The organism is Streptomyces avidinii, from assembly GCF_045161815.1.
In the GTDB taxonomy this organism is placed as follows: domain Bacteria; phylum Actinomycetota; class Actinomycetes; order Streptomycetales; family Streptomycetaceae; genus Streptomyces; species Streptomyces avidinii.
The window spans coordinates 71029-93305 of the sequence record NZ_CP108863.1; the positions used below are offsets into that span (position 1 = coordinate 71029).

General features: G+C 71.6%; 26 protein-coding genes. 11 read left to right on the forward strand and 15 right to left on the reverse strand.

Going from position 1 to position 22277, the window contains the following annotated elements:
• Window positions 1–96: 96 nt before the first annotated feature.
• The 3 genes from OG373_RS00375 to OG373_RS00385 all read left to right on the forward strand — a co-directional run bounded on the left by OG373_RS00375 (window position 97) and on the right by OG373_RS00385 (window position 4135).
• Window positions 97–1245 carry an FAD-dependent oxidoreductase gene (locus OG373_RS00375; RefSeq protein ID WP_405435100.1) on the forward strand — a complete coding sequence of 383 codons (1149 nt, stop codon included), beginning with the start codon at window positions 97–99 and terminating at the stop codon, window positions 1243–1245.
• A 280-nt stretch (window positions 1246–1525) separates the two neighbouring features.
• Window positions 1526–2809, forward strand: coding sequence for a cation:proton antiporter (locus OG373_RS00380; RefSeq protein WP_405435101.1), 1284 nt, complete (start codon window positions 1526–1528; stop codon window positions 2807–2809).
• Between the two features lie 444 nt (window positions 2810–3253).
• Window positions 3254–4135, forward strand: coding sequence for a DUF4394 domain-containing protein (locus tag OG373_RS00385; protein WP_405435102.1), 882 nt, complete (start codon window positions 3254–3256; stop codon window positions 4133–4135).
• Window positions 4136–4209: 74 nt separating this feature from the next.
• On the opposite strand, the gene OG373_RS00390 is transcribed toward OG373_RS00385, so the two are convergent.
• The 3 genes from OG373_RS00390 to OG373_RS00400 all read right to left on the reverse strand — a co-directional run bounded on the left by OG373_RS00390 (window position 4210) and on the right by OG373_RS00400 (window position 6934).
• Window positions 4210–4866 (reverse strand): fasciclin domain-containing protein, encoded by a 657-nt coding sequence (locus OG373_RS00390; RefSeq protein ID WP_405435103.1) that lies wholly within the window; start codon window positions 4864–4866, stop codon window positions 4210–4212.
• An 80-nt stretch (window positions 4867–4946) separates the two neighbouring features.
• Entirely contained in the window at window positions 4947–6527 is a 1581-nt protein-coding gene (locus OG373_RS00395; RefSeq protein ID WP_405435104.1) for a molybdopterin-dependent oxidoreductase, read from the reverse strand.
• 167 nt (window positions 6528–6694) lie between these two features.
• Window positions 6695–6934, reverse strand: a complete 240-nt coding sequence (locus OG373_RS00400) for a chaplin (RefSeq protein WP_405435105.1) — start codon at window positions 6932–6934, stop codon at window positions 6695–6697.
• Window positions 6935–7297: 363 nt separating this feature from the next.
• Here OG373_RS00400 and sigK point away from each other — a divergent pair, with 363 nt between their 5' ends.
• Window positions 7298–7882, forward strand: coding sequence for an ECF RNA polymerase sigma factor SigK (gene sigK / locus OG373_RS00405; RefSeq protein WP_405435106.1), 585 nt, complete (start codon window positions 7298–7300; stop codon window positions 7880–7882).
• Window positions 7879–8625: an anti-sigma factor domain-containing protein gene (locus tag OG373_RS00410; RefSeq protein WP_405435107.1), complete on the forward strand. Its 747-nt coding sequence runs from the start codon at window positions 7879–7881 to the stop codon at window positions 8623–8625. Before sigK ends, OG373_RS00410 begins: the two co-directional genes overlap by 4 nt.
• Window positions 8626–8651: 26 nt before the next feature.
• Here the strand turns inward: OG373_RS00410 and OG373_RS00415 are convergent, their stop codons facing one another.
• The 3 genes from OG373_RS00415 to OG373_RS00425 are packed head-to-tail and all read right to left on the reverse strand — an operon-like array spanning window position 8652 to window position 11493.
• Window positions 8652–9251 (reverse strand): hypothetical protein, encoded by a 600-nt coding sequence (locus OG373_RS00415; RefSeq protein ID WP_397738133.1) that lies wholly within the window; start codon window positions 9249–9251, stop codon window positions 8652–8654.
• Window positions 9248–11056, reverse strand: coding sequence for an alpha/beta hydrolase (locus OG373_RS00420; protein WP_405435108.1), 1809 nt, complete (start codon window positions 11054–11056; stop codon window positions 9248–9250). The genes OG373_RS00415 and OG373_RS00420 overlap by 4 nt, the downstream gene beginning before the upstream one ends.
• Complete coding sequence (locus tag OG373_RS00425) at window positions 11053–11493, reverse strand: hypothetical protein (RefSeq protein WP_405435109.1); 441 nt, start codon at window positions 11491–11493, stop codon at window positions 11053–11055. Before OG373_RS00425 ends, OG373_RS00420 begins: the two co-directional genes overlap by 4 nt.
• A gap of 194 nt (window positions 11494–11687) precedes the next feature.
• Here OG373_RS00425 and OG373_RS00430 point away from each other — a divergent pair, with 194 nt between their 5' ends.
• On the forward strand, window positions 11688–11981 hold the full coding sequence (locus OG373_RS00430; RefSeq protein WP_405435110.1) for a DUF1905 domain-containing protein: 294 nt from the start codon (window positions 11688–11690) through the stop codon (window positions 11979–11981).
• Window positions 11982–12214: 233 nt separating this feature from the next.
• On the opposite strand, the gene OG373_RS00435 is transcribed toward OG373_RS00430, so the two are convergent.
• Window positions 12215–13384: a hypothetical protein gene (locus tag OG373_RS00435; protein WP_405435111.1), complete on the reverse strand. Its 1170-nt coding sequence runs from the start codon at window positions 13382–13384 to the stop codon at window positions 12215–12217.
• Between the two features lie 300 nt (window positions 13385–13684).
• Here OG373_RS00435 and OG373_RS00440 point away from each other — a divergent pair, with 300 nt between their 5' ends.
• The gene (locus tag OG373_RS00440; RefSeq protein WP_405435112.1) at window positions 13685–13891 is read left to right on the forward strand and encodes a hypothetical protein; all 207 of its coding nucleotides are present in this window, start codon (window positions 13685–13687) and stop codon (window positions 13889–13891) included.
• A 33-nt stretch (window positions 13892–13924) separates the two neighbouring features.
• Here the strand turns inward: OG373_RS00440 and OG373_RS00445 are convergent, their stop codons facing one another.
• Window positions 13925–14107, reverse strand: a complete 183-nt coding sequence (locus OG373_RS00445) for a hypothetical protein (protein WP_030390112.1) — start codon at window positions 14105–14107, stop codon at window positions 13925–13927.
• Window positions 14108–14519: 412 nt separating this feature from the next.
• Between OG373_RS00445 and OG373_RS00450 the strand changes: the two genes are divergently transcribed.
• Window positions 14520–14705 (forward strand): hypothetical protein, encoded by a 186-nt coding sequence (locus OG373_RS00450; RefSeq protein WP_405435113.1) that lies wholly within the window; start codon window positions 14520–14522, stop codon window positions 14703–14705.
• Window positions 14706–14762: 57 nt separating this feature from the next.
• Here OG373_RS00450 and OG373_RS00455 read toward each other — a convergent pair whose 3' ends face one another.
• The gene (locus OG373_RS00455; protein WP_405435114.1) at window positions 14763–15734 is read right to left on the reverse strand and encodes a hypothetical protein; all 972 of its coding nucleotides are present in this window, start codon (window positions 15732–15734) and stop codon (window positions 14763–14765) included.
• Window positions 15735–15969: 235 nt separating this feature from the next.
• The gene (locus OG373_RS00460) at window positions 15970–16527 is read right to left on the reverse strand and encodes a SixA phosphatase family protein (RefSeq protein ID WP_405435115.1); all 558 of its coding nucleotides are present in this window, start codon (window positions 16525–16527) and stop codon (window positions 15970–15972) included.
• A 333-nt stretch (window positions 16528–16860) separates the two neighbouring features.
• On the opposite strand from OG373_RS00460, the gene OG373_RS00465 reads away from it, so the two are divergent.
• On the forward strand, window positions 16861–17733 hold the full coding sequence (locus OG373_RS00465) for an oxaloacetate decarboxylase (RefSeq protein ID WP_405435116.1): 873 nt from the start codon (window positions 16861–16863) through the stop codon (window positions 17731–17733).
• Window positions 17730–17984, forward strand: coding sequence for a hypothetical protein (locus OG373_RS00470; RefSeq protein WP_405435117.1), 255 nt, complete (start codon window positions 17730–17732; stop codon window positions 17982–17984). Before OG373_RS00465 ends, OG373_RS00470 begins: the two co-directional genes overlap by 4 nt.
• Before the next feature lie 58 nt (window positions 17985–18042).
• Here OG373_RS00470 and OG373_RS00475 read toward each other — a convergent pair whose 3' ends face one another.
• The 5 genes from OG373_RS00475 to OG373_RS00495 form a co-directional block, all read right to left on the reverse strand.
• Window positions 18043–18411 (reverse strand): PRC-barrel domain-containing protein, encoded by a 369-nt coding sequence (locus OG373_RS00475; protein ID WP_405435118.1) that lies wholly within the window; start codon window positions 18409–18411, stop codon window positions 18043–18045.
• Between the two features lie 206 nt (window positions 18412–18617).
• Window positions 18618–18779 carry a hydrophobic protein gene (locus tag OG373_RS00480; RefSeq protein WP_397738155.1) on the reverse strand — a complete coding sequence of 54 codons (162 nt, stop codon included), beginning with the start codon at window positions 18777–18779 and terminating at the stop codon, window positions 18618–18620.
• Window positions 18780–19102: 323 nt separating this feature from the next.
• A complete protein-coding gene (locus OG373_RS00485) occupies window positions 19103–19768 on the reverse strand; it encodes a hypothetical protein (RefSeq protein WP_405435119.1) in 666 nt (221 codons plus the stop codon).
• Window positions 19761–20324 (reverse strand): RNA polymerase sigma factor, encoded by a 564-nt coding sequence (locus tag OG373_RS00490; protein ID WP_405435120.1) that lies wholly within the window; start codon window positions 20322–20324, stop codon window positions 19761–19763. Before OG373_RS00490 ends, OG373_RS00485 begins: the two co-directional genes overlap by 8 nt.
• Window positions 20325–20326: 2 nt before the next feature.
• On the reverse strand, window positions 20327–20566 hold the full coding sequence (locus OG373_RS00495) for a hypothetical protein (RefSeq protein ID WP_405435121.1): 240 nt from the start codon (window positions 20564–20566) through the stop codon (window positions 20327–20329).
• 684 nt (window positions 20567–21250) lie between these two features.
• Here OG373_RS00495 and OG373_RS00500 point away from each other — a divergent pair.
• Window positions 21251–22222, forward strand: coding sequence for a PP2C family protein-serine/threonine phosphatase (locus OG373_RS00500; protein WP_405435122.1), 972 nt, complete (start codon window positions 21251–21253; stop codon window positions 22220–22222).
• Window positions 22223–22277 lie beyond the last annotated feature (55 nt).

Genomic DNA, 22277 nt, shown 5'->3' on the forward strand with positions numbered 1-22277 from the left:
GTCGGTCCGCTGTCGGCGGCTCGTCGGCGCCGCTTGGCACTTTTGCAGAGGCGGCCGCCCCCTTCACCGGGCGGCCCGATCCCCTGAGGAGCCTCCATGCACACGCCTGTCACGATCATCGGCGCAGGACTCGGCGGACTCACGCTGGCCCGCGTCCTGCACGTCCACGGCATCGCGGTCACGGTCTACGAGGCCGAACCGTCCCCGTCGGCGCGCATGCAGGGCGGGATGCTCGACATCCACGACTACAACGGGCAGCTCGCCCTCAAGGCGGCCGGCCTGATGGACGAGTTCCACGCCATCGTCCTGGAGGGCCGCCAGGCGATGCGCGTCCTCGACCCGGACGGAACCGTACTGCTCGACAGGGCCGACGACGGCACGGGCGGACGCCCCGAGGTGCAGCGCGGCGAGTTACGACAGATCCTGCTCGACTCGCTGCCGGCCGGCACCGTCCGGTGGGGGCACAAGGCCGCCGGTACCCGCCCCGTCGGCGGGGGCCGCCACGAGGTGACGTTCGCCGACGGCGGCACCGTCGTCACGAGCCTGCTGGTCGGTGCGGACGGCGCGTGGTCCCGGGTCCGGCCGCTGCTCACTCCCGCCGCACCCGAGTACGCCGGCACGTCGTTCGTCGAGACGTACCTGTTCGACGCCGACACCCGCCACCCTGCCGCCGCGAAGGCGGTCGGCGGCGGGATGCTGATCGCGCCCGCACCGGGCAGGGACATCTTCGCCCACCGGGAGAGCGGCGACACCCTGCACACCTACGTGGCGCTGGCCAGGCCTCAGGAGTGGTTCGCCGCCATCGACTTCACCGATCCTGCCGCGGCCACCGCCCGGATCGCGCGGGAGTTCGACGGCTGGGCGCCGGAACTCACCGCGCTCATCACCGACGGCGACACCGGGCCGGTCCTGCGCCCCCACTACACCCTGCCGACCGGGCACCGGTGGGACCGGGTCCCGGGGGTGACCCTGATCGGCGACGCCGCCCACCTCGCGGCACCGAACGGCGAAGGCGCCAACCTCGCCATGCTCGACGGCGCCGAACTCGGCCGGGCCCTCGCCGCCCACCCCGGCGACATCGAGGCCGCGCTCACCGAGTACGAGCAGGACATGTTCCCCCGCAGCAGCGAGGCCGCCGCCTTCGAGGGTGCCGAGATCCACGGGATCGGCCCCGACGACACCACGGACCACACCCTGCAGGCCCTGCACGCCCTGGTCGACAGGGTCACCGGGAAGGACCGATGAGTCACCGGGAGCGTGGGAGGACGGCGAACCGCCCGAGGGGGACGGCGCCACCGCCGGGCCCCGGGCGGGTACCCGGAGCCAACCCCGGGACGGCCTCCGCGCCTTGGGCCGACCGGAGCAAGCCGGGGCCCGGTCGGGGCACGGTTCCCGTGGCGCGGCCGGATGCGCCCTAGGGTCGGGCTCGGTGTCTGTGCCGGAACGAGGCGGCCGCCGGGAGATCCGGCGCGCCGGCCGTGCCGCCGTCCGGCGACGGCGGATGCCCCTGGGGTGAGGAGTGTGGATGAACGGCTGGGCCGTCGTGGTCGCCGGGGGTGCGGTCGTCGGGTACGGGGTTCTGTCGCGGCGCTTGTCGACCACGGTGGTCTCGGGGCCGTTGGTGTTCATGCTGTGCGGGCTGGCGATCGGCCCGCTGGGCCTGGACCTGTTGGACCCGGCGCGGGACCTTGAGGTCACGCGGGCGTTGCTGGAGGGCGCGCTGGTGCTCCTGCTGTTCTCGGACGCGGCCGGGATCAGGGCCCGGGACCTGCGCCGGGAGGAGTTCCTGCCGCTGCGGCTGCTCGCGGTGGGGCTGCCGGCCACGATGGCGCTGGGATGGCTGGTGGCCTGGCCCCTGCTGCCCGGCCTGGGCGTGTGGGAGCTGGCTCTGGTCGCGGTCGTCCTGGCGCCGACGGATGCCGCACTGGGCCAGCAGGCCGTCTCCGACAAACGGGTGCCGGCGCTGGTCCGCGGCGGCCTGTCCGTGGAATCCGGGCTGAACGACGGCCTGGCGCTGCCGTTCTTCGTGCTGGCCCTGGCGGCGGCGGGCGAGGGTCACGGTCATCCGGGGATTGCGGAGACGTTCCTGCGGGCGCTGCTGCTCAGCAGTGCGATCGGAATCGCGGCCGGCCGGAGCGGGGCGAGCCTGCTGCGCTGGTCGCTCTCGCGGGGGTGGAGCAGCTCCGACTGGCAGCAGTTCCTGGCACTCGCCGTTCCGGTCATCGCGTACGCGGTGTGCGTCTCGGCCGAGGGCAGCGGTTTCATCGGCGCGTGGGTCGCGGGCCTGGCCTTCGGCATCCAGCTGCGGCGGGCGCCCGCCGACCGGGACGCCCGTCCCCGAGGCGTGGAGCCCGAGGAGAGCACGAGGTTCACCGAACGCCTGGGCCTGCTGCTCTCCTCGCTGTCCTTCCTCGTCTTCGGCGCGGTCATCCTGGGACCGGTACTCCAGCACCTGACGTGGCGACCCGTGGTCTACGGGCTGATCAGCCTGACCGTCGTCCGTATGCTGCCGGTCGCCCTCGCACTGGCCGGCAGCGGTCTGCGTCCCGCTTCCGTGGCCTACATCGGCTGGTTCGGTCCGCGCGGACTCGCTTCCCTGGTGTTCGGCCTGATCGCCTTCGAAGAACACCTGCCCGGAGGGGCCTTGACGAGCGAAGTGGTCGCCGTGACCGTCGGTCTGAGCATCCTCCTCCACGGGGCCACCGCCCCCTACCTGGGAAACCGCTACGGCGCCTGGTTCACGCGCAGGCTCCGCGACGAACCGAACCTGCGGGAGAACGCCCTCGCCCAGGACGACACACCCCGCTGAAGGGCTCGCACCCGAAGCCACGACCTGGCGCCGGACGGCCGGCAGCAGCGCGGGCTCCTCGGCGGAGTGCAGCGGGACCGGGGTCACCCCGGGTGCGCGGCCGTTGTACGCCCGTCCGTCAGTGCGCGGACGCTCCGAATTCCGCGTGCTGCGGGTGGAAGGCGTACTCCGCATCGTCGTCGCAGGGCGGAGAAGGAGATCCGGCGCGCCTCCGCCCGTGCCTGGTGGTGCGGTATCGCCGAAGCCGTGTCGTCGCCGGCGGCCCGGGAGTGTGAGAAGGGTGGCGCCGAGGCACCGGTCGGGGCTGTCACGCCCGTTGCGGCCGGTCGCTGCGCCAATGGGGTGGTCTCCCCCGCCCGGGACCGTCCGCGAGCACGCCCTCTCCGAAGTAGCCCCGGGCCCAGCACCATCGTGGTCGGGCCATCAGCCATGCGAAAGGTGAACATGCGTACTCGCAGCACTGTCATCGCCCTCTCCGCCGTTCTCGCGGCGGCCTGCGCGACCCCCGCGCTCGCCTCGGCCTCCGACATCGACACCCCGGCGCAGACCCTGCCCGCCATGGACCACCGGGGTCTGACGGCGATCGGGCTGACCTCCGACCAGCGTCTGGTGGAATTCGCCGTCGCCCAGCCGTCCAAGACCCGGGCGGTGGGCAGGGTGGCGGGCCTGCAGGGCGACACCAGGCTCGTCGGTATCGACTTCCGCGTGCAGAACGAGAAGCTCTACGGGGTCGGCGACCGCGGCGGCATCTACACCCTGGGCACCACCGACGCCCGGGCCGTGAAGGTCTCCCAGCTCACCGTGGCCCTGTCCGGCATGCGGTTCGGTGTCGACTTCAACCCCGCCGCCAACCGGCTGCGCGTCGTCTCCGACACCGGCCAGAACCTGCGCCACAACATCGACGACGCCGCGGCCCCCCTGGGCACCACCGTCGACGGCACGCTGACCAACCCCACCACCCCGCCGTCGACCGCCATGGGCGTCACCGGCGCCGCCTACACCAACAACGACCTGAACGCGGCGACCGCGACGACCCTGTTCGACCTCGACACGATGGCCGACCGGATCTCCCTGCAGTCTCCCGCCAACGCCGGCACCCTCGCCCCCACCGGAAACCTGGGCGTCAACGCCGCACCGGACGCCGGCTTCGACATCTACTACGACGCCAAGGCCGGCACGAACAAGGGATTCGCCGCCCTCGGCACGGGCAGCTCCTCCAGCCTGTACGAGATCAACATCCTCAACGGCAGGGCCACCGGCCGGGGCGCGTTCGCGAACCGGCAGCAGGTCACCGACATCGCTCTGCCCCTGAACCAGGAGCGCTAGAGCGCCGGAGCCCCGGCGAAGTCCGGCGCGGCCGCCCGGGGCGGCCGCGCCGTGTTCCGGAGCTCGACGGGGTGTTACTTCGGCATCAGGACGGTGTCGACGATGTAGACGTTGGCGTTGGCCGTCTTCACGTTGCCGCACACGACGTTCGAGGTGTCGTTGACCTTGTAGGACTCGCCCGAGCCGCTGGTGGTGAGCCCGGTCTTCTCCAGTGTGTCGAAGGAACCGCTTCCCAGCTGCTGCGGGGTCAGCTTCTCGCCCACGACGTGGTAGGTGAGGATCTTCGTCAGCATGGCCTTGTCGGCGAGCACCTTGTCCAGGTCGGCCTTCGGGAGCTTCGCGAAGGCGTCGTTGGTCGGCGCGAACACCGTGATGTCCTTGGCGTTGTTGAGGGTGTCGACCAGGCCGGCCTGCTTCACCGCGCTCACCAGGGTGGACAGGGCGGGGTTGTTGGAGGCGGCGGTGGCGACGGGGTCCTTGGCCATGCCGTCGAAGGAGCCCGCGCCGTCGGCGGGCACGCCGGCACAGGCCGGGCCGAACGGCTTGTCCATCGCCGTCGAAGCGTCCGGCGTGGCCGGCTGGGACGCGGCGGAGGTATCGCTGCTCTTGTCCGCGGAGGATCCGGAGGCGGAGTCGCTCCCGGAGTCGGAGCAGGCAGCGAGGGAGAGGGGCAGGACGGCGGCCGCGGCGACGGCGAGGGCGGTACGGCGGAAACGGAGCGTGCTGGACATGGCGAATCTCCTGGTGGTTTCCATACGGTTTGCTGCGGATGAGAGGTCTGGGGGCCGGCGCGTGGCGGGCCGGCCGCGGGCTATCCGGCGGTGACGAAGACGCTGTGCCGGCCGCTGGCGCCGTCGGGGATGGTCCGCGTGCGCTGTTCGGTCTGTGCCGTGCCGGTGCCGTCGGTGGCGCGGACGGTGAGGTTGTGGCCGCCCGGGGTGGTCTTCCAGGGGAGGGACCACTGGCGCCAGGTGTCGGCGGTGGCCTGGGGGGCGAGGTCGGCGTCCTGCCACGGCCCGTCGTCGATACGGACTTCGACGCGCTGGATGCCGCGGTGCTGGGCCCATGCCACCCCGGCGATGGTGACGGTTCCGGCGGCGGGCCGGGCGAAGGGCTTGGGGGTGTCGATGCGGGCCTGGGTCTTGACCGGGGCCCTGCGCGCCCACTTGCGTTCGACCCAGTACGGGTCGTAGGCGTCGAAGGTGGTGAGCTCGATGTCCTCGATCCATTTGCAGGCCGACACGTACCCGTACAGGCCCGGGACGAGCATCCGTACGGGAAAGCCGTGGTCGAAGGGCAGGGGCTCGCCGTTCATCCCGACGGCCAGGATCGCGTCGCGGCCGTCCATGACGTCCTCGACCGGGGAGCCCAGCGTCATGCCGTCCACCGAGCGGGCGACCAGCTGATCGGCCGTGCCGCCGTCGGACGGCGGCCTGACGCCGCATTCGCGCAGCAGGTCGGCCAGGTGTACGCCGAGCCAGCGGGCGTGGCCGACGTAGGGGCCGCCGACCTCGTTGGAGACACAGGTCAAGGTGATGTCCCGCTCGATCAGCGGCCGGGCCAGCAGTTCCCGGAAGGTGTAACTGCGGGGGCGGGTCACCCCCTTGCCTCGGATGCGCAGCCGCCAGGTGTCCGCGTCGACCCTGGGGACGACCAGCGCGGTGTCCACCCGGTAGAAGTCCTTGTTCGGGGTGGTGAAGGCGCTGATGCCCGCCGCCTTCAGCTGGACCCCCTCGGGCAGCGGCCGGGCCGGGGAGGACGGGGCAGGCAGCTCGACCGCGGCGCGCGAGGCCACGGCTCCCCGGCCGCGGCGGCCGGTCAGGGCCCGGCCGGCGGCGCCCGCCCCGGTCGCGGCGACTGCCGCGACCGATGCGGCCAGCAGGAAACCCCGCCGCGACCAGCCGTCCGGCCCCCTTTCGGGGGAGGCCGGGCCGGTGGACAGCTTTCCGGCCAGGAAGTACAGGATCGCCGCGCCCGCGGTCGCGCCGGCGACCGAGGGCAGGGCGTCCGCGGGCCCTTGCGCGTCGGGGCGGGTGAGGGCCGCCGCCGCACCGATGAAACCGAAGAGGAGCACGCCCGCTGCTCCGGCACGCCGGTGGCGCAGGGAGACGATCCCGAGGACGACACCGAGGAGACCGAGCACGGCGAGGATCCCGAGCTGCAGGACGAGCTTGTCGTTCTCTGCGAAGGTCCGGATCGCGAAATCCTTCACCGCGGCCGGTGTCCGGTCGATGGCGGCGCCGCCCACGACGGTCACCGGGCCTGCCTGCGGCCGTACCGGTGAGGCCGCCAGTTCCGCCACAGCCAGCGCCGTGTAGCCGGCCAGCAGGCCGGATACGGCGCCGAGTGCGCCGCGTGCGAAGGATGTACGGAAGTTGCTCACATGGGCCATTCGCGGTGCTCCGTCCGGCGGATTGGTTTCCCGATCAGGGCTTTTCCTGCCGTCCGGAACGGACGGGTGCTGCGGGTGGCGGTACCGGCCGTCACCCGCAGCAGATCCCCCGGCCCGTGACCGGCCGTTGCAGGCAGCGCGGAGTCACGGGCCGAAGTGGGTGGGGGTCAGGCGTTGATGCAGGTGTTGCCGAAGGCGGGGTTCAGCAGCCCGATGACGCTGACGGAGTTGCCGCAGGCGTTGACCGGAATGTGGATCGGGATCTGGATGAGATTGCCCGAACCGACGCCGGGCGAGTAGGCGGCCACGCCTTGGGCACCGGCATCGGCGGAAGCCGCCGATCCGGCACCGAGGACGGCGGCCGCGGCGGTGAGGGCCAGTGCGGCACTCTTGATAACTCGGGACATGACTGCCTCCAAAGGTCGGAAATCCGGACCCGGAGCCCGTCTCGGGCTCCGGGGAGGCACTGCTTTCGGGCCTCAGCACGGGTTTCGGTGCCGCGGGAGCAGCGGCTGGGCCGTAGGGGCCGGGTTCGCTCGATCGGATGACCACCGGGGTGCGGTGTTGCCTGCCGTAGGGCAATCCGCGCAGGTGGCCGCTACGAAGCAGGTGCAACACCGGCAGGACGCATACAGCCGGCCCCGGGGCATGGAGGGGCCGGTCCTTCTCTCTGTGAAAGAGCGGTTGATGGCATCGAGGCGCAAGGGTCGGCCGTCTTTGCGCGGCGTCGGGCCGCAACAGGTCGTGCGGCGACGCGGGGCGGGGTGCCGGTGACACGGCCGCTGCGGTTCGGGAACGCGGACGCGGGCGGGCCGCGGCTGGAGGAGGTGATGGAGAAGGTGGGCCACGGGGACAAGGACGCCTTCGCCGTGCTCTACGACGCTGTCGCCTCCATGGTGTTCGGGATCGCCGTCAAGGTCGTCCGGGACCGGTCCCAGTCGGAGGAAGTGGCGCAGGAGGTGATGATCGACCTGTGGCGGCAGGCCGCCCGCTACCGCCCGGAGCAGGGGTCCGTCATGACCTGGGTGGCGACGATCGCGCACCGCAGGGCGGTGGACCGCGTGCGGTCCGCGCAGGCCTCCGCCGACCGCGAGCACGCCAACGCCGTACGCGATCAGGTGCGGCCCTTCGACGCAGTCGCCGAACAGGTCGAAACCCGCCTGGACAGCGAGCAGGTACGCCGCTGCATGCGGGGGCTGACCGAACTCCAGCGCCAGGCCGTGACCCTCGCCTACTACCGGGGCCTGACCTACCGCGAGGTCGCAGAGGCGCTGCGGGCCCCGCTCCCGACCGTCAAGACCCGGATGCGCGACGGACTGATCCGGCTGCGCGACTGCATGGGGGTGACCACATGAAACACGACGCACACCTGCACACCCTCACCGGCGCGTACGCACTGGACGCACTCACCGGCGAGGAACAGCACGCCTTCACCGCGCACCTCCGCCGCTGCGAAGCCTGCCTCGGAGAGGTCGGCGAGTTCGAGGCGACCGCCGCGCGTCTGGCCGCGGCGGTCAGCCTGCCTGCGCCCGCCCCGATGAGACAGGCGGTCCTCACCCACATCGACACCGTCCGTCAGGCGTCCCCGCGCACGCGGCCTGCGGCACCGGCCCGGCTCACCTCCGCGCTGACGCGCAGGGCCGGAGCCTTCGTGATCGCCGCGAGCATCGCCGCCGCCGCGGCTTTCGGCGGAGTCGCCGCCTGGCAGCACCGGCAGAGCGAACAGGCCCGTACCCAGGCGCAGCACAGCGCCCGGCAGGCCCAGGACCTTGCCGTCGTCCTGGCCGCCCCCGACGCCCGGACCGTGCACGGCCGCACCACCGGCGGAGCCACCACGACGGTGGTCACCTCCGCACTGCGCGACCGGGCCGCCTTCGTCAGCAGCGGCCTGCCCACCCCACCGGCCGGCAGGACCTACCAGCTGTGGTTCGACGATCACGGCACCATGCGCCCCGCCGGCCTCGTGTCCCGCGACGGCGCCACCCTCATGGAAGGCGGTCCCGGGAACGCCCGTGCCGTCGGCCTCACTCTCGAACCCGCGGGCGGCTCCCCCCGGCCGACCACGACTCCCCTGCTGCTCCTCCCCCTTACCGTCTGACCAGGACGGGAGTCCGCGTCAGGCGGTCAGGACGAGGGGGTGGGGCCCGGCGCCGCCGGGGTTTCGGCGGACCAGAAGTCGGAGCGGACGTTGGGGGTGGGGACGGAGGCCTCGCCCTCGTAGGTGGGGCCGTTCGCCACCTTCGTGGGCGGTGCCACCTTCGACTCGCCCACGCAGGGGCTGGTGACTTCGAAGAATGCCTGCCCCGCGTGACCGAAGAGGAGGCTGATGCCGAAGCCGTCACGGGAGGTGGCGTAGATGGCGGGCATGTCCTTGCTCGGATTCACCGGGCCGATCCGGTAACCGCTCGCCTTCCAGAAGTTCTCGACCACCCCGAGGAAGTTGCCGCGACGCTGCTCGGAGACGACCGTCGTGACGGTCCAGTAGCGCGTCACGTCGCAGCTGCCGGTCGTCGTCGTGTCGTGGGCCCATTCGATGTCCGGCTTGATCGCTCCGATCGTCGCGTAGAACATCGCGTCGGCGCGCTCCGCCGCTCCCTGCATGTCCATGCCTGCCAATGCCCCGTTTCTCTGCTTGGTGCCGCCCAACAGCCCGCACCCGGCGAGCAGCGCTCCGGCCACGGCCATCGCAAGAACCAGGCGGATGGTCCGCGTGATGCGCTTCATCGATGCTTCTCCCTCACGATGTTCTCAGGATGTCCGGCGACGATGGTGGCGATGTTGTCGGCCGACACCCTGTCCTTCTCCGGTGTGAAGTACTGGGAGTGGGCGTCGAACCCTCCGCCCTCGACGACCATCCTCGGCCCGTCGTCGACCAGGAAGCGCTGTGCCCCGAAGGCCTTGCTCGCCGGGTCCTTGCCGAAGTACACGTCGTCGTTGTCGATGTCGAAGAGGTCACGTCCGACCACGACCCCGACCGGGCCGCCCAACATCCAGCCGAGCGCCGACTCGTCCTTCGTGGGCAGGTGGGTGACCGGGTCGTTGTCGGCGGCACCGACGAACACGTGGTCCTTGCCCACGCCGAGCTCCGTCGCCTTCTGCGCGTCCACGCCGGGGCTGCCGAGCAGGATCACATCGTCGACGCCCGGGATCCCGCCGGACTGCTTGGCGGCCGTGCCCACGGTGAGCGAGCCGTAGGAATGCCCGATCGCCGTGACGTGGGGGTCCGGGTTCTCGTTCGTTGCCGAGATGCCCGCCATGAACTGGTTGTAGGCCGGGGCGCCCCGCTGCGCGTCGCCCTTCGACATCACGTCCACGTTCTGCGGGGCGTCGTAGCCCAGCCAGACGATCGAGGCACTGGACGGGTCCACGCGCTGGGCACCCTTGGCCGTGTCCTGGGCCCGCTTCATCGTGTCCTTGACGAACTCGTCGTTGAGCTTGGTGCTGAGACCGGGGACGTACGCCGAGACGTTCTTGGAGGTGTCGGGGTTGCCGTACGAGACGATCGCGCGGCCGTTGCCCTCGTCCCCGATGCCCAGGAGGAACATGGGCGGGCGGCTCGGCTCGTTCAGCTTGTCCTGGATCATGCGCAGGGCGTTGAGCTTGGTCTTCGCGTCGTCGCCGCCGTGGCGCGCCAGGTCGTCGATGAGGACCGGCAGGTAGTTGCGGTTCGCCTCGTCGCGGGAGACCGCCGGGATGCCGTCCAGGCCGCCGATCAGGTCGGGGGCGATCTCCAGGTACTCCCGGCGCTGTTCGTCGCTCAGGCCGTCCCACCACTGCTTGCGCTCGGCGGGGCTCTTGTCCTGCGGGACGCCTTCGCCAAGGTAGGTGCCGGCGGTGGAGCGGACGTCGGAGGTGTCCTGGAAGACGTCCCTCAGCGTGGCCTCGGTGACGTCGAGGCCCTTCTCCGCCTTCAGTCCGCCGAGGGTCTTCGCGTACCGGGCGTCTATCTCGTGTGCGGACCGCAGGGCCCGGGCGACACGGTCGGCCACGTCCTGCGCCTTCGCCGCGTTCGGGTTCAGCGGCTTGAAGCCCGTGTAGCCGGGGTAGAGGGGCGACTTGCCCTGCGAGCCGAGGCCGGGCGGTTCCAGCGCGAGGCGGGAGCTGCCCTGGACCGTGCTGCCGGGGGCCTGCTTCTTCGCCCCGGTCAGGTCCTCGACCTCGGTGGCCGGGTAGCTGACGGAGCCGTCCTCGTGGACGGTGAAGTTCAGGGCGGCGGCGTCCGCGAGGGCCTGCTTCAACTGGTTCTGGGGCTCGGCGAGATCGCTGGCGAGTCCGTTGAGCGCCGTACGGACGAGGGCGCACTCGGAGTGCAGGTACTGGAAGTTGCGGCTGAGGCGCTGGAGCCTGCCGAGGGCCGCCTCCGCCGAGTCGCTCTCCTGGGTCTCGCGGAGCTTGGCGGACATCGCGCGGTCGACCCGTACGCGGTCGGAGTCCGAGCGGCCCGAGACCTCGTGCCACTTGTCGCCCGCCTCCGTGAACTCGGAGGTCTTGAGGTCGCGCAGCAGCTTCCAGGTGAGGGTTGTGGTCATCGCTTCTCGTCCGCCTTGTCGGCGCCGTCGACGCCCTTGAAGGACGTCTTGATCGCGGCGTCCGTCTCGCCCATCTCCTTGGCGACCGTCAGCAGGGTCCCCTTGAGCTGCTCGCACTCGTCCCGCACCGACTGGAGGCGTTCCTCCCAGGACGTCAGTACGCCCTTGAGGGCCGCGACGGAGCTGAGGCCGGCGGCTCCCGTCTCGATGCCCTCGTGGCCGGGGCCGAGCGCCGCCCGGCTCGTCTCCGTGCTGGTGCGCAGCTCGCCGGCGGTGCCGGAGGCGCTGGTCCAGGGGCCGTTGCTGTGCTTGAGGTTTCCGGGGCCGCCGCCGGGCCCGCCGCCGGTCCCGGGGTCGGGGGCCGCCGAGGCGAGTCTCATCGCGGGCCCGCCGTCGGTCGGTCCGAACAGCTCCTGCCAGCGCTCCGAATAGGACACTGCTCCCCCGTCTACGTCTGTGTTCCGCTTCTGCGCCCCGAGAGACTAACGCAGGCCACGCACGTGTGTGCGATCGGGAACGGGTCCCGCCCCGGGGAGCGTGGCCCGCTGCCCCGGACCGGGCCGGGGGCTGCGCGTAGGGTGGGCGGAACCTCCGTGCTTCCCGCCGCCGTCCCCGGGAGAGAACTGCCGTCATGCGTATGGTCTTCGCCAGTCAGGTGATCGAGTGGCGCGGGCCTGCGCCGTTCTACTTCGTCCCCGTGCCGCAGGAGCAGTCCGCCGACGTACGGCAGGTGGCGGCGGCTGCCACCTACGGCTGGGGGGTCGTTCCCGTCGGGGCGAGGATCGGCGAAGTCACCTTCGAGACGTCGCTCTTCCCGAGGGAGGGCGGGTACTTGCTGCCGGTCAAGAACGCCGTCCGAACGCCGCTGGGGCTGGCGGCGGGGGACGAGGTGACCGTGGAGATGACGGTGCGCCTGCCGGGCTGAGCGCTGCCGGTCCTGTGGGCGTGCGACGCGTGAGCGGCCGGGTCGGCGGGAGCCGGCGGGGCGGCTCCTGACCGGAGTCCTCCGCAACCGCGCGTCCTGCCGGACCGGTTCATGTACTGCTCCGGTCCCCGCTCGCCGGCTCGTCCTGGGGGCGGGGACCGGAGCCGCAGCCGCCCGGCCGTTCTTCGGCTGCCGGTGGGGCGGCTCCGTGGGTGCCCCCGCCGGATCGTGTCTCAGCCCACCGGGTGACCGGGCTCGTAGTTGGTCAGCACGCAGCCGTCGGCCTGTGCCTTCTCCAGCCGGTACCCCGTCGGCGCGGAGAAGCCGGGAACGCAGTTGAGGTAGAGGAACTGCTGCTGGTACAGGCCGAACCGGGCGGCCGGGTCGTTGGTCTCCACCGCGATGTTCTCGCCGACGAGCAGCAGGCTCTGGGTGGCCCGCAGCCTGCCGTCTTCCTTCAGGTCGGCGAGCTGGGCCGCTTTGGCCCTGGTCTGGAGCTTCTTCATGTCCGAGACCGTGTCCAGCCAGCTCAGGCCGTGGGCGCGCTGCGCGCCGGCCGGCTCCCCGCACAGGGCCCGGCCCGACAGACCCCAGGTGAGCGGGGCGTCCTTCACCACCGGCGCGTAGTCGATCGACTCGACCGCGACGGTGGCCGGGTCCGTCGAGAAGTGCGAGCAGTCGAGGCTGGATTCCACGAGCTTCCTCAGCTCGCCCATGCTCGCGGCGCGCGGGAGCCCCAGGCTGCCGTGCGCGGGCTGCCCCGGCTTTCCGGTCGCGCCGGCTCCGCCCGCCGGGTCCTGCGGGGTCTGCAGGTTCGGGCTGCCCTGGCCGTCCTCGCTGTTGACGAAGTCGCCGAGCACGCAGCCTTCGACCAGGGCCTTCTCCCGCTTGTAGCCCTCGGGGACGGCGGCGGTGGGATTGCAGGTGAGGACGCGCAGGTCGGAGCGGACCAGGGCGACGGCCGTGCGTGTCCGGGTCGGGACGGCGACGAAGCCCTTGCCGACCAGCACCCTGCTTTCGAGCCCGTACGAGCCGTCACCGGCGGCGATCTTGTCCATGACGTATTGCTTGTAGCCCTCCTGGAAGGCCTTCATGTCCGCCGGGGCGGCGATGGCGATGTCGCCCTTCTCGGGCTCGTCGCTGCAGACGCCGAGCTCCTTGACCGACCACTGTCCGGCCTCGGGGAAGTCGCCCGACGGCAGTCGCGGGTCGTCGGGGGACGCGCCGAGGTCTTCGCAGGAGGTGAACTGGCGCATGTACCGCTGCGCTTCGGCGAGCGGTCCTGTGCTGCCGGCGGACGCGGTCGCGGCGGGCGGGGCGGCTTCCGTGCCGCCCTTGCACGCGGAGAGGGCGGCGAGGCAGGTCAGGGCGGCGGTCGTGGCGAGGGTCCGCTGGATGCGCATGGGTCGCTTTCGTAGGGGCGATGGGGGTGGCATGCGCATGCTAGGCAGCCGTCCGAAGCTTGATCAAAATGGTTCCGCCGGTACCGGCCCACGGGTCGGCCGGGCCCCGCGGCCGTCGTATGTCTCTCCGGGGCAGGGCGGTCACCGCCCGCGTTCGGCTCCGCCGGGCGCCGCGCGCGGTGCCCGGCCTCACCTCGCGGGCCTCCTGCGGAGCGCCCATGCTGAGGAGTAGGGCGCCGTCGTCCTGAGACTTGTCCTTCCCGAAGGCCGAACGGAGGCGCCTGAGAGGAGGAGGAAGTCATGCGAATGCGGAGAATCCTGGGCCTCGCCCTGGCCGCGGCGACCCTTGCCGGCATGAGCGCCGTCGGCGCTGTCGGCGCCGAAGCCGCCTCGTCTCCGAACATCACCAGGGACGAGTGCACGGCCGCCGGCGGACAGGTCACCTCACGCCCGTACGCCGGCTACTCCTGCGCGCTGCCCGACGGGACCACGCAGCCGATCACGTGACCCGTCGGCGCACGGCCGGGCGACCGGCGGCCGTCAGCGTCTGCGGCCCCATCCGCGGGCGGGCCGCGCGCCGCCGATGCCGGCGACGTGCAGCGCGAGTACCGCGAGACCGATCAGCATGAAGTTGGTGGAACTCAGGACGTCGTTGGTGGCGATGTCGGCCGCGTTGATGAGGAACGCGATGAAGAACAGGACTGCGGCGGCGATGCCCAGCATGGTCGGGCTCCTTTCGGTCGGTGCCGACCGTGTGCCCCGTGCGGGCCGGACCATGTGCTGCCGCTCGCGCACCGGGGCCGGACCGCCGGACCCCGACCCGCAGCGGCCGTAGCCCCGCGGGGGCAGTTCGGGGTCCGGAGGCTCTGCGAGCCCGAGCCGGACGAGTGGCCGGTCGTGGACGCCTTCGAGCACGGGCGCGGGACCGTGACGTTTCCCCGGCCGTGCGGGCCGTCCCGGTGAACGCGGCCCGCGCGGCAGCACCCTCTCCGGCTGAGCCGTACTGCCGCAGGCCGGCGGAGCCCCTACCGCACAGCCGGCGGCCGCCCCGTGAGCCGCGTACCCGAACTGCGCGGCCGGCACCTGAGGCTGCGCGAATCCGCGTCACGGATCATCGTGGGCCTCGCCCTCGTCCATGGCGGACGTGATGCACGCCGCGGGCCTGCGCCGCGAAGCGATGCTGCGCCGGCTCTTTCGCACCCAGGGCTGCTGGCACGACGTCACCACGTACGCGGCGGTCGCCCCGGAGTGGAAACTCCAGGCCACGGAAGCCGAGTCGGCGATCCTCGACGGCGCGCCACGCCTCCAGGGATGTCACTGAGCGGGTGCCGGGGACACCTGCGGACCGGGTGGTGCGGGCGGGGGCCCGGACAGTCCGTCAGTACAACGGGCCGGAGGGAAACCCGTGATCCGGCGGGAACGGATCGGGCAGGAGGGGAGCCGGCTGGGCGGCGGCTCCCTGCGCGCGCCGGTCGGCCAGGCGCGCGGGCCACTCTGCCGCCCACATGATCGCGGCGGCCCCCGCCAACTGCCGGAAGCCGTCGGCGTGAAGACGGGGCTCCACGAACGCGAAGGCCGCGCAGGTCAGCCACAACACCAGGCAGTGGTAGGCGACGAGGACGATCGAGGCGATCCCCGGTACGGGCAGGGACAGCGTGATGCGCGGCAGCATGAAGAGGGACGCCACCGCACACAGGGCGAGCGCCTGCCGCCACCCCGGCGCGGCGTCGAGCCGGACGCCGTCCAGCACGAGCACGGCGAGCGCGAGTCCGGCGGCATTGAGCAGTACGGCGGCCAGCGAGCGCGCGGCCGCGGCGCGGCCGGCCCGGCGGCGGCGGAACAGGCCGAGGAAGGTCCCGGCCGTGGTGGCAACGACCGCCACCAGCAGCCCCGAGACGAAGACCGGCCACAGTCCGCTCAGGCGCGCCGGCAGACCCGCGGCGGCGCAGATCCGCACGCCGGCCCAGAGGCCGAGCGGATACACGGTGAGCAGGACCAGCAGGTTGACCAGGGTCTGCACGACTCCGAGGAACATCAGACGACGCATCGGGGCGAAGAACTCCCGGTCCGAGCCCCAGAGATCGGGCTCTTCCGCGAGGAGCCCCCGGGCCCGTCGCAGGGAGGGCCGCATCAGGAGAGCCGTAAGGCTCGACGCCGCCCATATGCCCGCGCTCACCAAGGCGGCCGTCAGTGCCACCACGAGTATCTGCCGGCCTGCCGAACCGGTCAGCCGGAAGTCGACGACCAGGAGTGCGGCCACCGCCACGCCGGCGGCCACCGAAGCCAGCCGCAGCACGGCGGCGGCACCCCTTCCCGTACGTCCGTGCCCGAGACCGGTATTGACCGTCATCAGCCCGCCCCCTCCGTGAGTCGCGACTCCGACAGAAGGCATGCCCTGCTCGGGCCCTCACCAGCCATGCGGGGTCGCGCAGGTCCGGCGGGGCCGAACTCTGCGGGCGGCCGTCACTGATGCGGGATGCGGATGCCGGCGGCGCGCAGGTTCGTTTCCGGCTGGACGAGCCGGTGGGCCCCTGGCTGCCCGAACTCGCCGACCGCCGGGTGCTGAAGCGGCCCGACGGCGGCTGTCAGTGGGCGGGGGCCCAGAAGGCGGTCAGGTGGCCGTCGCCCGGGGTGAGGCTCTCCCACACGCCCGGAAGGTCCACCACCACGACGCCCGACGTCGGGAGCCCTTCCCTCAGCCGGTCCAGCAGTCTCGGCGGGCCGGTTCCGCACAGGGCCGTGGCCAGCTCGTGGATGCCGGTGTTGTGGCCGACCAGCATCAGGCGGCTCACCCCCGCTCCGCGCTCCGCCAGTACGGTGGCCAGCACGTTCGGGGCCGCGTCGTAGAGCCTGTCGTCGTACACGGCGGGCGGCACGTCCGGGAGGGCCGGGGCGATCAGCTGCCATGTCTGCCGTGTCCTTCGGGCCGGGGAACACAGAACCAGACGGGGCGCGAAGCCCGACTCGGCGAGCCAGCGCCCCGTCTCCGGCGCGTCGGCCCGGCCGCGGTCGCTCAGGGCGCGTTCGAAGTCCTCGGCCACGTCCTTCGGCACGGCCTTCGCGTGGCGTACCAGCAGCAATCGGCATGCGGCCGGCGCGTCGGAGGCCGAGGACCTCACGTGGGGCGCGGGACCCGGGGACATGGCCATCTCCTTCACGGCGGTGCCGGTAGCGGTAGCGGTAGCGGTAGCGGTAGCGGTACAGGCTCATGGTGCGGGGAGGCCGGGGAGTACGCATCCTCATGTGCGCGGCGGCGGTTGCCCGGGCGGTCGCGTCCCTCGCACGCGGCGGGTCCGCTCGGGGGGTGGCGTCCAGTGACGTTTCTGTGGTGAACGGGATGGCCCGTTGGGGTGAGTAAAGACTTGGTATGCCGCAAAACAGGGGATGGCTAGGAAATGATCAGTTTTGGGTAAAGCGCTGCTGCGTCGCAGTCGCTCCCCTCCCCCATGCGCCACGCACCCTCGAAGGAGCTGACGATGAGTTACGGGACCAAGCTGCGGGCCCAGATCGCCGAGCCGGGCACCACACCCCTGATCGGCGTGCACGACATGTACTCGGCCTCGGTCGCGGCCGGGCACTACGACGGGATGTTCGTCTCCGGTTTCGGGTTCGCCGCGTCCCACTACGGACTGCCCGACATCGGGTTCATCGCCTGGCCCGACATGCTGGCCTTCGTCCAGCGGCTGCGCGGAGCGTTCCCGCAGCACCACCTGCTCGTGGACATCGACGACGGTTACGTCGATGTGGAGGTGGCCTGCCACGTGGTGAGGAGCATGGAGCGCATCGGCGCCTCCGGTGTCATCCTCGAGGACCAGAAGCGTCCGCGCCGGTGCGGGCATGCCGACGGCAAGCAGGTCCTGCCGCTCGCCGAGTACCTGGAGAAGCTGGAAGCGGTGCTCGAGACCCGCAGGGAGCTGCTCGTCGTCGCCCGCACGGACGCCACCGAGGAGGCCGACATCCTCCACCGGGCCGAGGCGCTGGCCGCCACGGACGCCGATGTCGTCCTGGTCGACGGTGTCCGCAGCGTCGAGTGGATCCGGCGGATCCGCGACGTCGTCGGGTCCAAGCCGCTGCTCTTCAACCAGATCGCCGGCGGCAAGTCCCCGCGGCTCTCCCTCGGTGAACTGACCGACCTCGGCGTCGACGTGGCCATCTACAGCACGCCCTGCCTCTTCGCGGCGCACCGCGCGATGGACACCGCCCTCGCCGAACTGCGGCTCGCCGACGGGCGGCTGCCCGCCGCGGAGGGCGGCCGGGAGATCGGCGTCGGGGAGTCCACGGAGCTGCTGGCGAAGAACATCGCCCGGCACCAGCCGGTACCTCCCGCGCGCGAGAGCGCGGGCGTATGACCCGCGCGCGCGTGCGGGCCGCCGCCTGCCTGGCGGTGACCCTGATCTGCGGCAGCGCCGGACCCGCCGCCGCCCACGGAAGCCTGATCACCGTCATCGACAACTCGCACTCCGACTCCGTCCTCGAAATCGACCGGACGGCCAATGTGCAGAGCGGGAGCGGGACCGCCGGCAGCGACCACGACGGCAGTGTCGTCGAGGTACTCACCGCCCTCGTCCCCGCCGTGCGCGCCGGCGGCAGCGGCGCCTGACACGAGCCTGCCCCGGCGCTCCTTCGGGAGTGCCGGGGCAGGCTCGCGGTCGGCCGGGTCAGGCGGGGCGGCCGCCGAAGGGGGCGCCGGTGCCGTAGTAGGTGCCCAGCTCCCGGTGGTAGCCGGCATCACCGAGGTGCTTGTCCCGGTGGAACTCGGGCGCGTCCTTGATCTGGTCCTTGGTGCGGTCGACGTAGACCTTCTCCTCGGCCTCGTCGATCCGGATCACCGTGCTCGCCGGCAGCAGGACCTCCTTGCCGAAGATCCACACACCGGTGTCGACGACCAGGTAGGCGTCACCGACCTCGTCGGAGTGCTTGTCGACCTTGCCGATGCTGCCGTCGGTGGCCTCGACCTTGTAGCCGGTGAGGTCCGTGGCCTGCAGACGGCCCGCAGTCGACTTGTAGCTCCATACGTTCTCAGTCACGCGAAACAACTCCTCCGAATTACCTGAGGGCCACCATGATTTCGGCCCTCGTCTTTCGTGCTTCGGCCTGTTCGTCGTGTGCCCCCGTATCGCCGGTTCATTCACGGCGGGCGAATCGGGTGCCGGTTGCGGGTCCCGGTCCTCGACCGGGTTTCCCCCGTCAACCGGTTGCACCTGCCGGGGGAATCGGCTTTCCGGCGTGCGGACTACCAGCGGTACCAGCGTCCGTGGCCGGTCTTCGGGCGGGCCACGAAACCGATCAGCCACAGGATCAGAACCGCGATCGCGAACCACCACAGGATTTTCACCGCGAAACCCGCACCGGCGAGAATCAGGATCAGCAGAAGAACAAGAAGCAGGGGAACCATGATTATCAACCTCCGGACAGTCGAATGCCCAGGGTTTCCCGTCATACACCCGGGATTTTGCGGGTAATTCCGGCCGCCGGCGCCTTCGGGCTGCGAGCCCGCCGCCGGGTTCCGGGCCCGGGCGGGCGGCTTGCTGTTCCTTCTTCTCCCGCGGCGGGCGCAGGTTGCTCAAGCATCTGGACGACACGGGCTACGACGTCGACCGCGAGATCGCCGCCCTGAGCGCCGCCCGGGCCGGACTCCGCGACACGGACACCGCGCCGGACGCGCCGGCCGCCTGACCGTCCGGCCCCGCCCCACCGCGGCGCCCGCGCGCCGGTCCGTCAGTTGAGCTGCAGGACGGTCTCGTCCGCCTCCTCGAACAGCCGGACGATCATGTTGCGGAGCTGCCTCGTGCTGTTGGCCCGGGCGGTGAACAACTCCAGCATGTCGGCGTGCCGTTGGGCGCGGGGTGCTCGGGAGACCCTCTGGGTCCACCCCGCGACCTGGCCCTGCAGGGTCGTCTCGATCACGTCGAATGCGGAGCCGGCGGACTCCTTCGTGATCCTCTTGCTGATCAGCATGTCCGCGATGCGGCCCAGTTCGCGGTGTACGAGGACCAGGGCGACGTGGGGGCTCATCCGGGCGCCGGGGGGCGTCACCTCCCGGTTCGGGTGTTCTTCGATCTCGTCGATCAGGATGTCGATGTCCTCCAGTTCGTCCTCGACGGCGTCCACCGCGGACGCCAGGGTGGAACTGGCCGGCCGCGCCGAAGACTTCACCTCGATCACGGACCCCCGCTGTGCGGGGGGCAGCACGGAGGTGCCGGGCACCGCCCGGTCCGGTGTGCGGATCGGCGTACGTCCCAGTCGTGCAAGGCCGGTTCGGGTGTCCAGGGCGGACGCGAGTGCGCGGTGCAGGTCCGTCTGGTGCTTGGCGAGAAGGGCGTCGAGAGCGGCCTCGGCCGTGGCCTCGGCGCAGGTTCGGGTGTCCTGGTAGTGGTCACTCATTGGTCTCCGCCTCCTTCATCAGACCGAGAACGTGGATCAGTCGCGCGCGTGCACGGGAGTAGGCCTGCCGCACCGCGGCGGGGTTCTTGCCCAGGATCTCGGCGGTCTCCTCGTGACTGAAGCCGTCCAGGTTCCAGGCCATGGCCTCTCTCTCCGCCGGCGACAGTGCCGCGAGGAGGTCGACCATCCGTTGCTGCTCGTCGGTGAGGATGACGAGTTCGACCGGACAGGTGCCGCCTTCCCGGTCCGGGACCGGGTCCGTGGGGAAGGCGCGGCTGCTCGTCTGCCGGAGGTAGTTGCGGTACGCGACCTTGCGGAGGTAGGCCGCGGGGTGCTCCAGCGACCTCCATTTGTCCGGCAGCAGTGTCAGGAACGCCTCGTGTGTGGCATCGGCCGCCTCATAGGGGCTGGCGCCCAGGTGCATGAGGAATGCCGACACCCTGGTCATCTCCACGGTGTAGAACGCCTCGAACCCGTTGTCCTGCTGGGTCGGTGGCGTGTTCAGCAGTGCCGGGGGGACGGTCTTGATGTGGGTCGGGGCGGGCAGCTCTGTCACAGTCACCGCTCCCCGCCGCGGCCGGCGAAGTCGCCGATCAGGATCTCGACCTCGCGGTCGGTGGACCGCTCCGAGAGACGGCTGCCCGGCGGCAGCGACCGGACCCGCTCCGAGAGGCCCTGCTGTGCGACTTCCGCCCGGCGGACCTCCGCCCGCTCCTTGACCACCCTGTACGCCAGTCGGGCCAAGGCGCCGACCACTGCGGTCACCACCGCCGACACCGTCATCATCGTCGGATCCACGATCTGCCTCTCGACTCAGCGGTGCGAATGCGCGCCGCGTCCGGCCCTTGAAGCAACGAGAGGGCCCGAATGTGACATCGCACCGAAAAATTTCGCCGGCCGGGACCTGAGTGGGCGTGACGCTCGCCCGTCCGGGTCGTTGAACCGACAGGTCAGCGAAGTGCACGAAGGCCCCGAGTCGATGTCGGGGCCTTCGTGGTGTCTGCCGGCATGTGGCGCGGGGCCCGGGTCTGCCGTGCGTCCCGGCCCACGGTCGCGATGCCGGGTGTCGTGCTCCGGAGCCGCCCGGGCCGTGACCGGCCCGCAGGATCTGCCGTTGCGGACCGATACTGTCCGTAATGAGACGGATCGTGCCGTTGATGAGGTCGACCGCCGACACGGCCATGGGTGGCGGTGTCCTCCAGGGCCCCGATGACCCGGTCGGCGGCGGCCCCGGTCGTGGGCGTGTACGCAGCTCGCCGGCGCCCCGGCGTGCCCGGCGGGCACGCGATCGCGGTCCGGGGCGGGCGGCCCGCTCTGATCGCCAGAGCGCTTTGCCCTCATTACGTAGATATTCTGTGAAGTGTGATCGAGTCTGGACGGCCGCGGCACCGCCGGCGCCCCGGCCCGGGAAGACTTGTGCGGCTGTCGCCGGTCATCCTGACCGTCGTCATCGCCAGCCTGGCTTACAACACTCCGCCGGACATGGCCTTCAGTCGCCTCCTGCCCGCGGCCCCGGCCCTCGCCGCTGCCATGTGGCCGGTGCTCCCCACCGTCCTGCTCGGGACGGTCTGCCTTCTTCTGATGATCGGCCTCGGTCTGGTCTTCCCCGATCTGGGGACGTGGTGGACGGCTGCGGGGATCATCGCGGTCACCGTGGCCGCCGCGTACGGAAGCCACGTCCGGCTCCAGCGGGAGCGCACCCTCTTCCAGGTGCGGCTCGTCGCCGACGCGGCGCAGCAGGTGGTGCTCAGCCCCATGCCGCGCCGCTTCGGCAGTATCGAGATCGAGTCGCTGTACCTGGCGGCCGCGGCCGAGGCACGCATCGGCGGGGACTTCTACGAAGTGGTCGACACGCCGTACGGGGTCAGGCTCCTCATCGGTGATGTGCGGGGCAAGGGCCTGCCTGCGGTGGGGGCGGCCGCGGCGATCGTCAACGCCTTCCGGGAGGCCGCCTACGGCGAGAGCGACATGGTCGACGTCGCGCGCCGTATGGATGCCAGCAGCACCCGGTACAACGCCGCCTTTCCACCCGAGGGGCCGATGGAGCGCTTCGCCACCGCCCTTCTGGTCGAGATCCCGCACGAGGGCAGACGTATCGGCATCCTCAACTGCGGGCATCCTCCTCCACTGCTCCTGAACCGCGGGAAACTGCGTGTCCTCGATCCGACCGCCACCTCGCCGCTGCTCAGCCTCGCGGACCTGATCGGCGACCGCTACAGCGTCGACTTCTTCGAGTTCGCCCCCGACGACCTGCTGCTGCTCTATACCGACGGGATCGCCGAGGCCCGCGCGCGTGACGGCGAGTTCTTCCCGTTGGAGGCCTGGATGAGTGTGCAGCCCCCCACGCCGCCCGGCGAACTGCTGACGGCTCTTCACCGTGACCTCGTCCGTTACAGCAGAGGACGGCTGGACGACGACATCGCCGCTCTCGCCGTGCGCCTGTGCAGGCCCTGAGGCTGCGGTTCGGCCCTCGGGGTGCGGAAATGCCGGTGGCGGCGCGCGGGTGCGC